The organism is Methanomassiliicoccales archaeon (assembly GCA_029907465.1).
In the GTDB taxonomy this organism is placed as follows: Archaea; Thermoplasmatota; Thermoplasmata; order Methanomassiliicoccales; family JACIVX01; genus JACIVX01.
Genome location: JARYLV010000031.1, coordinates 1 through 12,655 on the forward strand (window position 1 = coordinate 1; position 12,655 = coordinate 12,655).

General features: G+C 45.6%; 11 protein-coding genes, 1 tRNA gene and 1 rRNA gene. 5 read left to right on the plus strand and 8 right to left on the minus strand.

Translation table 11 applies throughout. From position 1 onward, the window contains the following. From QHH00_08150 to QHH00_08170, 5 genes are all read right to left on the minus strand, one after another. Positions 1-537: MFS transporter (locus tag QHH00_08150; GenBank protein MDH7509345.1), on the minus strand; the 537-nt coding region annotated here is incomplete at its 3' end. 51 nt (positions 538-588) lie between these two features. Beyond that, positions 589-1,119: a hypothetical protein gene (locus QHH00_08155; GenBank protein ID MDH7509346.1), complete on the minus strand. Its 531-nt coding sequence runs from the start codon at positions 1,117-1,119 to the stop codon at positions 589-591. Positions 1,120-1,129: 10 nt separating this feature from the next. Continuing rightward, positions 1,130-2,683, minus strand: a complete 1,554-nt coding sequence (locus QHH00_08160; protein ID MDH7509347.1) for a succinate dehydrogenase/fumarate reductase iron-sulfur subunit — start codon at positions 2,681-2,683, stop codon at positions 1,130-1,132. After that, a complete protein-coding gene (locus QHH00_08165) occupies positions 2,676-4,397 on the minus strand; it encodes an FAD-binding protein (protein MDH7509348.1) in 1,722 nt (573 codons plus the stop codon). The genes QHH00_08160 and QHH00_08165 overlap by 8 nt, the downstream gene beginning before the upstream one ends. Before the next feature lie 894 nt (positions 4,398-5,291). Continuing rightward, positions 5,292-5,401 (minus strand) — tRNA-Leu (locus QHH00_08170). Positions 5,402-5,778: 377 nt separating this feature from the next. Here QHH00_08170 and QHH00_08175 point away from each other — a divergent pair. Continuing rightward, a complete protein-coding gene (locus QHH00_08175; GenBank protein ID MDH7509349.1) occupies positions 5,779-7,026 on the plus strand; it encodes a pyridoxal phosphate-dependent aminotransferase in 1,248 nt (415 codons plus the stop codon). 6 nt (positions 7,027-7,032) lie between these two features. Here QHH00_08175 and map read toward each other — a convergent pair whose 3' ends face one another. Genes map through QHH00_08190 form a run of 3 tightly spaced genes read right to left on the minus strand, consistent with a single transcriptional unit; the run spans position 7,033 to position 9,214 of the window. Next, on the minus strand, positions 7,033-7,938 hold the full coding sequence (gene map, locus QHH00_08180; GenBank protein ID MDH7509350.1) for a type II methionyl aminopeptidase: 906 nt from the start codon (positions 7,936-7,938) through the stop codon (positions 7,033-7,035). Next, positions 7,931-8,572 carry an L-threonylcarbamoyladenylate synthase gene (locus tag QHH00_08185; GenBank protein MDH7509351.1) on the minus strand — a complete coding sequence of 214 codons (642 nt, stop codon included), beginning with the start codon at positions 8,570-8,572 and terminating at the stop codon, positions 7,931-7,933. Before QHH00_08185 ends, map begins: the two co-directional genes overlap by 8 nt. Next, positions 8,573-9,214, minus strand: a complete 642-nt coding sequence (locus QHH00_08190) for an MBL fold metallo-hydrolase (GenBank protein MDH7509352.1) — start codon at positions 9,212-9,214, stop codon at positions 8,573-8,575. 166 nt (positions 9,215-9,380) lie between these two features. Here QHH00_08190 and QHH00_08195 point away from each other — a divergent pair, with 166 nt between their 5' ends. The 4 genes from QHH00_08195 to QHH00_08210 form a co-directional block, all read left to right on the plus strand. After that, entirely contained in the window at positions 9,381-10,484 is a 1,104-nt protein-coding gene (locus QHH00_08195) for an acetate--CoA ligase family protein (protein ID MDH7509353.1), read from the plus strand. A gap of 2 nt (positions 10,485-10,486) precedes the next feature. Beyond that, complete coding sequence (gene sucD, locus QHH00_08200) at positions 10,487-11,389, plus strand: succinate--CoA ligase subunit alpha (GenBank protein MDH7509354.1); 903 nt, start codon at positions 10,487-10,489, stop codon at positions 11,387-11,389. After that, positions 11,370-12,101 carry an HAD-IIIA family hydrolase gene (locus tag QHH00_08205; GenBank protein ID MDH7509355.1) on the plus strand — a complete coding sequence of 244 codons (732 nt, stop codon included), beginning with the start codon at positions 11,370-11,372 and terminating at the stop codon, positions 12,099-12,101. The genes sucD and QHH00_08205 overlap by 20 nt, the downstream gene beginning before the upstream one ends. Positions 12,102-12,536: 435 nt before the next feature. Continuing rightward, a 23S ribosomal RNA gene (locus QHH00_08210) occupies positions 12,537-12,655 on the plus strand; the annotation flags it as partial.

The window sequence follows — 12,655 nt, forward strand, 5'->3', positions numbered from 1 at the left end:
AAAGTGCACGAGTAGACACGACAAGAGGGATAGGATGCCATATACAATGAAGGGCACGCGCAGACCAAAGCTTTCACCGATAATACCACCTACCGCCGGGCCGCACACAGACCCCAAAAGTAACATGCTGAGATAGAAGCTCATGTACCTGCCTCGACGATCATTTGGCGCAATTTTCCCCATGCATGTGAAGGAAGTAACAGTGTAGACTGCATAACCAATCCCACCAAGCACCCTTCCAATTAAGAGCACTATATAACTCAAAGCGAAAGCACATATCAACGCAGATAGAAAGATTAACAACAATCCCAAGATCATTAGTATCTTTGCATTGAAACGATCAAAAAAATACCCGCTTGGGATATCTAATATTACGCTTGCCAAACCGAAACTTGAGACGAGGGCGCCAACAAATGTCAATGGAACACCAAAGGCCAGCGCATAGAATGGAAGAATTGGAGAAATCAATGAGCTCCCAAGCAATGCGACAAAAGCCGCAAAAGAAAGGATGATAGTGTATCGATCATTGGGGCTCATCGTTTTTCCCGATGCCCTTGATTAATGGTCAACTGATATCTCGATCACGATTCAAAGACCGTAGCGCTCACTGACCTCTTCGAGGAGCTCGTTCGGGGTTTTCCCGCCGAGTTCTCTCCTTGGCTGGTTCCACCACTTGTTTTCGAATTCAATCAGAGCATTCATGAACTGCGTATCATCGACGAAATCAATGCCCATTTCTTTTTCGAACTCTTCCTGGAATGATTGTAATAAATCGACGTCGTATTCATGGTTGATAACCATTACGGCAAGATAATCATCCAAGTTACGAGCGAGAACTTTTGAAAGATTTTCTGGTAAAATATCCATCACCATGTCAAGTATTGCATTTGAGAGCGCCAGGAACATCAATTCCCTTTTGGATCGCTCGGGCATTTCCTCACTGTCGATGACCGATGTGAGACCATCGAACCATATGTCTCTCAAAACATAGGACCTCGATGGGTTTTTATCAAAGAGCTCTCTCTCGATAGTTTCCTCACTTATCTTCTTGTTCTTTTTCCTTTTCTCTGCGGCTTTATTTCTGGCCGTTTTTGATTCTATTTGCTTTCTTTCTTCCACCGACACAGTCTTACTCTCCCACAACCAGGGCTGCTACGACCAGATCAACGAGGTCTTTAACCTTCCAATCCGGGAAGCTTCCCCATTTAATACTGTCCTCGAGATTCTGCTCACACCAGGGACAACAACTGACGATTGCTTCTGCACCTGTTTCCCTGACCATCTCAAGTCTGCGGCCTCCAATTGTTGCTGCCAAATTTGGCCTGGCCGTTTTGACCCCGCCGCCAGATCCACAGCATGCGCTATTTTCTCTAATCCTACTCATTTCAACCAATTTTATTCCAGGGATAGACCTCAGCACATTCCTCGGCGGGTCGAAAATTCCGCCAGCTCGACCAAGATGACAAGGGTCATGATAGGTCACGGTCATATCGTTGGATGGCGAATACTTCAAAGTGAGCCTCCCTTCTCTTATAGCACTTTCCAGTATTTCAGATATATGATATACATCGATGCCATAGTCTCCGAAGCATTCGCGGTAATCTTCCTTCCATGCTTTATAGCAACCGGCACAAGTCACAACAATCCGCTTTGCACCTGCCTTTTTCATAGATTCGATGTTCGCCTTTGCCATTTCTTCAAAAAGTCTATCCTCTCCAACCCGGAGAAGGGGAGATGAACAGCAACGTTCTTCTTTTCCGAGATAACCGATTTCCATTCCAAGCGCCTTGAATATTTTTACAACGTTTACAGAGAGATTAGATCTAAGAAGCGACGGAGAACACCCTGCGAAAAACATCGTTTCTGATCTAGTTGGCAAATTTAAATCCTTCGCCCACCTAACCCGTTGTCCCCGCGGAACAGTCCATGGATTCCAGTAATTGCGTATCGATGCGATTGCAACCTTGTGAGGCGGCAAGGGAGCGAGCCCTTTCTGCATCGCCATCGCGCGCAATTTTTCAACGGCCTTCTCAGGAATCTTAATTTCCTGGGGACAGACGGCCCAACAATTCTTGCACGTCGTGCAGTTATACATCCCCTCTACAAGCGCGATACTGACTCTGTCCAGGATATCTCTCTTGTCCAAGGATAATTCAGCAAGCTTTCTCATTGATATCGGACCTGCATATTCGTCCCATATCTCGGCGATAACAGGGCAAATAGAAACGCACGCCCAGCACTCGATACAGCTTCTCATCTCCTTGATCAGTTCGATGTCCTCTGGCATTATTATTTCTGGTCTTTTTGGTTTTGAATGCCTCTCAATATAGGGCCTCAGCGTCAAGAACCTCTGATATCCTCTTTCAAGATCAACTACAAGGTCTTTAATCACTGGGAAAAGACGCAACGGTTCAATTGTGATTTCCACTGTCCCAACGGGTATTTCTGTCTTACATGCTGGTGCAGGTTTCCCGTTGATCATGAGGGTACAAGAGCCGCATTGGCTCGCCCTGCAAACCCATCTGTATGCCAGCGACCCATCATAATGCTCATGAATGTAGTTTAACGCGTCTAGGACCCTCATCTTCTCGACATAAGGTACCTCGTAGGTTTCGTAGTGAGGTGAGTCGTCCCAATCAGGATCGTATCTGAAAACGCGAAGTTTGATCGTCTTTTCATCCATCAGTCACGCCTCCAATGCCATTTGGTTTGAGTTTTGTCAAAACAACAGGAGTGGAATAAACGACCATTGTACCATTTTCTCCCTTTCTCACGTTGATGTTGACAAGCCAATTTATGTCGTCTCGTTGAGGATAATCGGATCTATAATGCGCTCCCCTGCTTTCTTTTCTGAACAGCGCAGATCTAATAATCGCCTCACAGGTCAATAGCATATGAGGCAATACAATCGCGTCATACCACTCAAGGTTGTATTTTTTTGACCCAACAACCCCGATTCTCGACATTTCATCTTTCAATCTTTCAATTTCACTGAGTGCGAATTCGAGCTTATTACCATCCCGGACGATCCCAACAAACTTCCACATAATCTCCCTGATTTCTTCTTTCAATAATTGGGGTTTCTTGCCAGGCCTGAAAAGAGAGTCCAATCTTGCGACTTCTTCATACACCTGATTTTTCGGTATAATAGGTTTGGACGATTTCTTAGCGTAAAGTGCTGCATACATTCCAGCCCTCGCACCAAAAACCTGAGTTTCTGCCAATGCATTGCCGCCGAGTCTGTTCCCGCCGTGCACACCAGCTTCGGCCTCACCAGCAGGATAGAGTCCCTCTACCGTTGTGGAACGATTGTCATCTTCTCTTATCTTGATGCCTCCCATGAAATGGTGTGCCGTGGGAGCGACTTCCATCGGTACTTTTGTTATGTCAACATCAGCAAAATTCTTGAATTGCTTTACCATCCTCGGAAGCTTTTTTCTGATATAATCAGGATCTTTGTGAGAAATATCAAGATAAACGCCACCCCTAGAAGTTCCCCGACCTGCCTGTATCTCTGAATAAATACATCTGGCCACGACGTCCCGCGGGGAAAGCTCCATTTGAGCAGGACTGTACTTTGCCATAAATCTCTCACCAAGAGCATTGACCAGAATTCCACCCTCGCCCCTCACGGCTTCTGTCACCAAGATTCCTCGAGCAGAATCGGGATAGATCATCCCCGTAGGATGGAACTGCACCTGTTCCATATCCATCAGCTCAGCCCCGATGTCGTAGGCCATCGAGTAGCCATCTCCAGTAGCTTCCTCGGGATTTGATGTGACTTTATAAACCCTGCAACCACCACCAGTCGCCAAAACCGTTGCTTTTGATTTGAATACCAGATAATAACCAGTTTTCATCTCAATACCAAAGGCACCGACGCACCGATTATTATTCTTCAAGAGACGTGTTATTAGTATCTCATCGAGGTGTCGAATATTCCTTCGGCGAATTTCTTCGACAAGTCCCATGAGCATTTCATGGCCTGTCTCATCACCAAGATAGCATGTCCTCGGGTGACTCTGTCCGCCGAAGGGTCGCTGGGCGATTTTTCCTTCTGGTGTGCGATCAAAAACTGCGCCATATTCTTCAAGATCAAAAATTCTATCAGGAATCTCTTTAACAAGAATCTCAACAAGCTTCTGGTTGTTAAGAAATGCGCCCTCGATAACCGTGTCCCTGAAATGCTCATCAATCGAATCAGTAGGATCTCTATTACCTAACGCCGCGTTTATACCGCCTTCTGCCATGACTGTGTGGGCTTTTCCAGGAAGAGTTCTTGACACAATCAGGACATCGACGTTGAACTTACTTGCTTCAATTGCCGCACGGAGACCCGCTCCCCCGTTACCAATGACGAGGACGTCTGTTTCAATCGTTCTGTATGCTGAGGGCATTCCCATCACGATGAGAATGACTTAGGACAAAACCCAATTAAATAATCTCGCAAAAAACAGGAAAAGATCGTTCCTGAGAACGAAAGAAGAGCAACTTTTGAGGACATTATTTTGCGAGAAAATAAATCAGGTAATAGTAGGACAAACCTTAAGAACCGATGAAAATCGAAAGGAGAACTTCTCTAAAGTTGAATTCTCCAAATTATGATTCTCATCCGCTTCACATTGAGTGTGCAAGTCTGAGCCAGCCGTCTTTGTCCAACCTAGAACTTTATCCTTATGCTTTTGTTGCAACAATGAGCGAATAAGAGGTAATAGAAATTCTAGAAAAAATCAAATTCATTGACAGAGCCGCTAATGAAACTGATGTGTCTCTATTAATAACGAAATGATCAATTCGGCATGTTCTGAGGGGCACGATGCAACAAGGGAATTGTGTGATATGACCCCTAAGTCAAGAAAAGACTTTACAAGCAGTGAGGTAGTGAAGGCACCTGGAGATTCCGATCCAGAGAATAATCAGTTGGAATAGTAGTCCCAGGCATATCTACGCTCTCTTTTTTTTCCCAATCCCCAACACCAAACAGATTTCCAATCATGGAGGTTGTCAGGTCTGGATTAGAAAGACATTTTTGCATTAAATAGAAATCATTTCGCAATTATCGTGGAAATCTCAATATCGTTCATAAATGGAAATCTCACGGATACTGAATTGAATTGATGTGAACAGATCATATTGGCTAGGTGAAAAATTTTTGCATAATTTACCTATCGAACCCCCTCTCGCTGATATGAGTCCAGATGATGGTCTGGCCACGCAAAAATCGTGAGCTAATAATCAGCCAAAAAATGAGAATCGAAGAATCGAAATGAATTCGGAACAGAAAAACGAAGTGCGAGGGGCCGGATTTGAACCGGCGAACCTCTTCAGGAACAGATCTTGAGTCTGTCGCCATTGGTCGATGGTTTTGACTTCATCATTGACCAGGCTTGGCTACCCTCGCGCTGCAAATTTTCCTAAACAACAGGTCCCTAATTAAACCTTATTCGGAAAAAAAGTTTGGTCTCATAATCGAAAGAACATATTGGCTCGAGTCACTTCCACGATGAGATGACATCCCACAAAAGAATAGTAAGACGAAATGCGTTTTCAACCAATAGATCAATGGGGGAAGATTGGCATATCCTGATTTGATCTATGGACATATTTTTTCTTTTCGCGAAACAATTTGATGTGGACACGGAAACCGTGGAGATTCGAGTACTCGGCTTTGGATTTTTATATAGGAATTGATATTACTGCCCAGTGAATTCCTTGACTGAGCATCGCCTTTCCAAGTTAATCAATACCATCATGACGAGACCGTCAGCCATTCGATCGATGATGAAACTAGCGGATGAAAGAAACATCAAAAAGATGGGGCTCAACCCAGAAGATGTCATATCATTCGGCGGCGGTTGGGTCGGACATCACGCACCCGAACGTTTGCGAGAAATTTATGCAGATATATGCTCGGATCGGGAAAAATTTCACCAGGCAGGAGGATATCCGCCAATTCCAGGCATACCGGAATGCAGAAGAGCACTAGCTCAAATGGACGAATTTCTCTTTGGGGTCAACGCAGGCGAGGCAAATATACATGTTGGCGCGTCTTCAACTGAGCTCACCTATGACCTCTTGCGTGTGCTGGCAGATCCCCACGATAACATCCTTTTGCTCGACCCTACATATGTCAATTACCATGGTCAACTCATGCTGGCTTTGACAGATTGGACTGGTAATCAATTTTGCAACAACGACAAGTCCCAGGTTCCCAACACTAGAGTCGTTCATCTAAGGGCATTCGATCCCATTCAATGGGAATATCTCCCTGATGTCGATCAAGCGATTATCAAACTAGAAGAGATTTTCAAGAATTACAGGCCAAAAGTCGTGATGCTCGCGACCCCAGACAACCCAACTGGTCAAATCATCCCACAGAAGTTTGTTGAAGCAGCATTGGAGATATGCGAGGACAATGGCTCATACCTTGTGATTGATTATGCGTACAAATGGCAGTATTTCATTGAGACCCTCCCTGAATATTATTCGTGGTCACCTGAGGAGTATGAGAATTTAGTCCTCATTTATTCCGCATCAAAATGGTCAAGAGCTCTTGGTCGCCGACTGGGCTGGATTTGCGCGCCAAGAAAAGTTGTTGAAGCGATGGAGACGATGCTTGCATACTCAATCCTTTGTGGTGATCATTTTCATCAACTCGCCATGGCAATCTATCTCGAAGAGTCGATTGCTGACGGAAGCCTCAGGACCTATGTGAACATGTGGAATGATAGATACAAGAATGCCGCAAGAGTTACTGTAGAAGCGATTGATGAGTACTGCGGATGTAGGAGATTGGTTCCACAGGGTGCTTTATATACAGTTATGGATCTCGGCGAAACAGCGGAGCCTCTGGTTCACGAGATTTTGAAAAACACGGGCGTTCTTTTCATACCAGGAATCGGATTCGGCGATTCACTCATCAATGGGGTTCGCGTGTCATATGGTCCGCTTGTTGAGACACCAGAAAAGATTAGAGAAGGACTGCGTCGTACCGGGGAATATCTCAAAAGCAGAAAAAAGAAATGAAATCGTTTACAAATTTCCCTTTATGATCGTCGTGATTTCACTTTTTGAATCATGAACAATGATAGTGTGTTCTGCCTGGCTAACGATTCCCCCTTTGATTTCATTCAGCACTGGATAACTTGAAATCAGGCCGTGTCTGTGAAGTGTCCTGATCATGGAAGAGGCGTTCCTATCAATTTCATGACACCACCTTTCGCAGAAAGGCAGGGAATTAAACCGCTCGTGGACTTGCCTGAAGAACTCGAGGGCTTTTTCATCCCTAATCGGCCTTTCTGTAAGCACCCTATAGATGTTCCCAGGTTTACCGCTCCTCACCTCTCCAGTCCCGTCCGTTGCAAATGGTTCAATGGCAAGCACCATGTCATTGCGAATCTTTGCTTGTATCCCGTCATCAATATTCGGAATGCTGAGTCCAGCATGCAAATTGTATCGCGTCATACTGTGGCCTGTAAGGTTGACAACAGGACGGAATCCCGCTCCTTTGATCGTCCGCTCAATAGCCCCACCGATCATACTGACTGAAACCCCATCGCAGACAATATCGAGGGCAATACGCAGCGCTTCATCGGCAGCACGAATTAGTTTTTCTTGCTTCCGCGTCTTTATTTCAACCGTCGCCGCTGTATCGCCGATATATCCATCGATGTGTGCTCCGACATCGATCTTAACGATATCTCCCTCTTTGAACCGCTTGTCATCATCGGAACTTGGCGTGTAGTGAGCCGCAACTTCGTTTACGCTGATGTTAACTGGAAAGGCCGGTTTGGCACCTCTCCTCTTAATAAATTCTTCGACCTCGACCGCGAGATCTAGATACCGGACACCCTCGTCGATCAAATCAAGACCCAATTGACGCGCTTCTCCAGCGATCGCACCGGCTTTCTTCAAGCACTGAAGTGCATATTCATTCATTGAGTGCCGCCTCTATCGCCTCACGTGAAATTGCACCTTGTCTGATAATCTCTATTCCATTATCAGTCACCTGGACGATCGTTGACGGTTTTCCAACACGACACGGCCCACAATCGAAGCAATAATCGACTTCATTCCCGATGTCTGCAATCGCCATTTGAGCTGTTGTCGGGTCAGGTCGCGAGTGAAGATTGGCGCTGGTTGAAATGATCGGACCGCACTGCTCGATCAGACGGAGCGCTAATGGGTGATCAGGTATACGAATTCCAATTTCAGGTGTTGCAGATGTCAAGATGTCTGGAATATTCCCTTTTTTCATCAAGAGAATCGTTATCGGTCCCGGCGTAAATTTCGAAATGAGTTTTCTTGATTTGTTATCGAGTACAGCGAACTCCTCTAGCATATTCACATCCCGTACGGCTATCGACAATGGCATATCAAACGGTCTTCTCTTCACCATGTAGACTTTCTTGATGGCAGACTCATCAAAGGGGTTTGCACCCAATCCATACAAGGTTTCCGTTGGATAGATCACGAGCTTCCCTTGCTTCACGCCATCCGCTATTTCTCTGATTTTCGATTCTCGCAGGTCACACACTGGGCAATTCTTTTTCTTGCACGATATCAGCTCCATTCAGATCTCTCCCAAACATTTTAGCGCACTTAGTATCTGATGCCTTGCATCTCCCAATGAAAAAGGACCGTGACCAGGATAAAGGTCGACCGCGCCAAGACTAAGGAGGCGATGGAGAGATTTTACTAATTCATCATAATCCCCGGAAGGGAGGTCCCATCGTCCGACGCTACCCACAAACACGGTATCTCCGCAGATAAGGGATCCCGTTATTTCATCGTAAAGGGCAATACTTCCAATAGTATGTCCAGGTGTGTGATATACTCTGAATTCATGATCACCGCTCGAAAAGACATCGCCCTCCCGAACTGATTTTACGTTGATGGGTTCAGTCTTTATGCCTCCCAATTCTGAGAGAGTTGCCCATCCATCACCTTCGCGTAAGGGCGGGGCGTCCAAATCATGAATATAAACTTCCGCTCCAAATTCCTTCATTAAAAAACGCGCACCTCCGATATGATCAAAGTGTCGATGCGTTAGAACAATTCGCCCGATTTTTTGATGAGAAACGACTCGTGAAATCTGATCAATAATATGCTTTGTGCGAATACCCGTGCCAGTATCAACAATAAATGGATCATTGCCCGTAACTAAATAAATATTTGAATCCAGTCCTACACCTGGCAGGCAATGAACGCTCATTTCAAGATTCTGAAGCTTGATTCAATATTTAATTTCTTTGATAATTCGTTGTTGATTGGATTTCAAATAAATTGATGACAATCCATTCCATGATCCTTTTTATAAGAACATAAGAGGCGTGAACAATGCAAATATATATTCCACATATTTTAAGGATCGGTGGAAGATGAGGCTTCTTGAGTACCAGGCCAAAGAATTGCTGCGACCATACAGCATCCCGGTTCCAAAAGGATTTGTCATAAGAAGTTTCGATGAGCTCAAGGAGATGCCCGTACCTGCCATTATAAAAGCACAAGTACCCGTTGGTGGTCGGGGTAAAGCTGGTGCGATCAAGAAAGTCATGAATTCTGATGATGCAAGAAATGCGATTCTCCAGGTTCTCCAAACGAATGTCAATGGATATTTTCCAAAAGAGGTCCTTGTCGAGGAATACCTCAATATCGCGAGGGAATTTTACATTGGCATTACTATTGACAGAGGTATTGGTCTACCCATTATATTGGCGAGTCCGGATGGCGGTATCGATATCGAAGATGTGCCGGATGATAGAATTGGTAGGTTTGTCGTCCATCCATTCATCGGTGTGCAGGATTATCACATTAGAGAGATACTCTCATTCATTGAAGTACCGGAGAGAGCCAGCACCTTAGCTTGGAAGACTATCAAGAACCTATGGAACATTTTTTGGTCTCTTGATTGCGAACTGCTTGAAATCAACCCTCTTGTCCTCACCGACGATGACCAAATTGTGGCAGCCGATGCGAAAATGGTGATCAATGATGACGCGCTATTTCGGCATCAAGAGTTTTCGGAATTGGAGGAAGAATTAACGCCATTGGAAAGGGAAGCCCGTAAGAATTCCCTGGTTCTCGTCCAACTCGATGGTGATATCGCCGTAATTGCAAATGGCGCTGGATTGACAATGGCGACGCTTGACAACCTCAGTTTTTACGGTGGCAGAGGAGGTCTCTTCCTAGATCTCGGGGGTACGGACGACTCAAAGAAGGTAGAATGCGCCCTTGAACTTGCACTGCGTGCCAAACCTAAGGTTGTGTTGATAAATATCTTCGGTGGAATGACAAGGTGTGATAGTGTCGCTTCTGGGATAATATCTGTGAAAAACGAACTAGGATTAGACATTCCTATCGTGATTAGATTGAAAGGTACAAACGAGAAACTCGCACAGGAAATGCTCAGGAGAGAAGGATTTCATGTGTTGGAAGATCTGGATGAGGCATGTAAAATTGCAAGCGAGTTAGGTGGTTCCTGATCATGTCAATCATCATTTCCGGGGAAACAAAAGTCATCGTGCAGGGAATCACCGGTCATCAGGGCCGACAACAGACACTGGCTATGAAAGAGTTCGGCACAAAAGTCGTTGGTGGCGTTACGCCGGGCAGAGGTGGAGAGGAAGTGCACGGGACGCCGGTGTTCAACACGATGAAAGATGCTGTGAGGAAGACCGGTGCCGACTCATCGATCGTATTCGTACCCGCACCGCATGCGCGCGATGCTGTGTTAGAAGCCATTGACGCTGGGATTAAGACGATCGTAGTCATCACTGAACATATACCAGTTCGTGATACGATCGAATTCATCGAATACGCTAAACTCAAAGGTGCGAGGATTATTGGGCCAAATTGTCCAGGAATCGCTTCTCCAGGTATCGCAAAAATTGGGATCATGTCCAACTCGATTTTTCTGAAGGGGGATGTTGGTGTCGTTTCCCGGAGCGGAACACTGACGTATGAAATCGTAAATGCACTCAGCAGATCTGGAATTGGACAATCGACATGCATCGGAATTGGTGGTGACCCTGTTGTGGGCACAGGGTTCATCGACGTTCTTGGTCTTTTCGAAAAGGATGATGACACAAAGGCAATCGTCCTCATTGGGGAAATAGGAGGTACGGCGGAAGAGGAGGCGGCAAAATTCATCGAACAATACGTAAGCAAGCCGGTCTTTGCCTACATTGCCGGTAGAACGGCTCCTCAGGGAAAGCGAATGGGGCATGCTGGGGCAATCATTGCCCGAGGGAAAGGGACGGCGGAGAGCAAGATTGAAGCGCTTGAGAAAGCAGGGGCAATTGTCGCTAAAGTTCCGTTTGAGATTCCGCAGCTCGTAAAGAATTACTTGCAAGGGGTGTCGACGAAAAATGCAGTTCGGATGGATTGAAGAAAAGTGTGCTTTCTTTTTTAGCGCATCAGAAACCCTGATCACATACAGAGGGAGCAAGGAATCGATACTCGTCAGCTTTTTGGAAGAACTTGGAATACACACGACGATTCCATCCGCGAAAATAGCTTTCCTGACGACAGAAATGCTCGTTCCCTACAAAGGGTATACGATTAAGTCTGAGGAGGAGAAAAACAAATTTTGGGTGGAATTTTCATCCACACTCATAAGAAATTGTGGTATCGAGGATAAAGATGGTAATATCGCTGCGTACGTTGCGAGTAAATTTAGATCACCAGATATCTGGGTTGCCTATCCTGACGCGCAGCCCGCACTTGAGGCATTACGAAAGAGAGGATGTCTACTCGGTGTGATTGCGAATGGCGAACAATATATCAAAGAGGCTCTTGTCAAATTATCTCTAGCAGATTATCTCGACATCATCACAATCTCAAAAGAAGTTGGCGTTGAAAAACCCGACCCGCGGATATTTCAATGGACAATCGAAAAGTTTGACCTGAAGCCTGAACAATGCGTGTATGTTGGCGATGTACCTGAAATAGACCTTATTGGAGCACGCAATGCCGGCATAACTCCAGTGTGGATAGATAGGAACAGGTTGGCCAGAAAGATTGGTGAGATCAACAAGGTCGAGGTCCTCACTGATGTAGAATTTCTCTTTCCAATAGTACCATATAAGAAAAGCGGATGATGATATTGAAGACGTCGGCGCCGTTTCGTGAGGTTGGAACGTATCTTCGTTGAGCCTCCTCGAGTAGACTGGAAAATATGGGATTGGATTGAACTGTCAGGTGAATTGGAGTTCGCACGGGTATATCTTTGACAGATAAAATCGTGGAAGGTTCGAAATGCTTAAATAAGAACCGAATGATAAAAGAGATTGCCTGCGGGATGTTCCAACAGGCCGTTATTCCCCCAAGGAATAACGTATTTATAGCCCCTTAGATATGGAGGCAAGCCGCCGCAGACCATCACATCTTGATGGTTCAAGGCAGATCATGATTCATCGCATGCACCCGTGAAGGATTCCTTCCCGGGGAAGCGGAGAGAACGACCAGGAAAGTGGAAGGTTCCTGGCGTTCAATGATTCCAATCATACGCAGCCCGGACGTGTGTTAAGCCGATAGTCAGCGGCCTGCTACGCCGTTTGGGGGATGGCTCGGCTCGAGCGCCGAAGAAGGTCGTGTCAAGCTGCGATAAGCGCCGGGTAGGCGCAAGAAGCCTATGATCCGGTGATCGCCGAAT

What these genes read in the sequence shown, in the direction of transcription:
- QHH00_08160 (MDH7509347.1), bottom strand. Translation starts at nt 2,683, where the DNA reads ATGGATGAAAAGACGATCAAACTTCGCGTTTTCAGATACGATCCTGAT.
- QHH00_08165 (MDH7509348.1), bottom strand. Translation starts at nt 4,397, where the DNA reads ATGCCCTCAGCATACAGAACGATTGAAACAGACGTCCTCGTCATTGGT.
- QHH00_08175 (MDH7509349.1), top strand. Translation starts at nt 5,779, where the DNA reads ATGATGAAACTAGCGGATGAAAGAAACATCAAAAAGATGGGGCTCAAC.
- map (MDH7509350.1), bottom strand. Translation starts at nt 7,938, where the DNA reads ATGAATGAATATGCACTTCAGTGCTTGAAGAAAGCCGGTGCGATCGCT.
- QHH00_08185 (MDH7509351.1), bottom strand. Translation starts at nt 8,572, where the DNA reads ATGGAGCTGATATCGTGCAAGAAAAAGAATTGCCCAGTGTGTGACCTG.
- QHH00_08190 (MDH7509352.1), bottom strand. Translation starts at nt 9,214, where the DNA reads ATGAGCGTTCATTGCCTGCCAGGTGTAGGACTGGATTCAAATATTTAT.
- QHH00_08195 (MDH7509353.1), top strand. Translation starts at nt 9,381, where the DNA reads ATGAGGCTTCTTGAGTACCAGGCCAAAGAATTGCTGCGACCATACAGC.
- sucD (MDH7509354.1), top strand. Translation starts at nt 10,487, where the DNA reads ATGTCAATCATCATTTCCGGGGAAACAAAAGTCATCGTGCAGGGAATC.
- QHH00_08205 (MDH7509355.1), top strand. Translation starts at nt 11,370, where the DNA reads ATGCAGTTCGGATGGATTGAAGAAAAGTGTGCTTTCTTTTTTAGCGCA.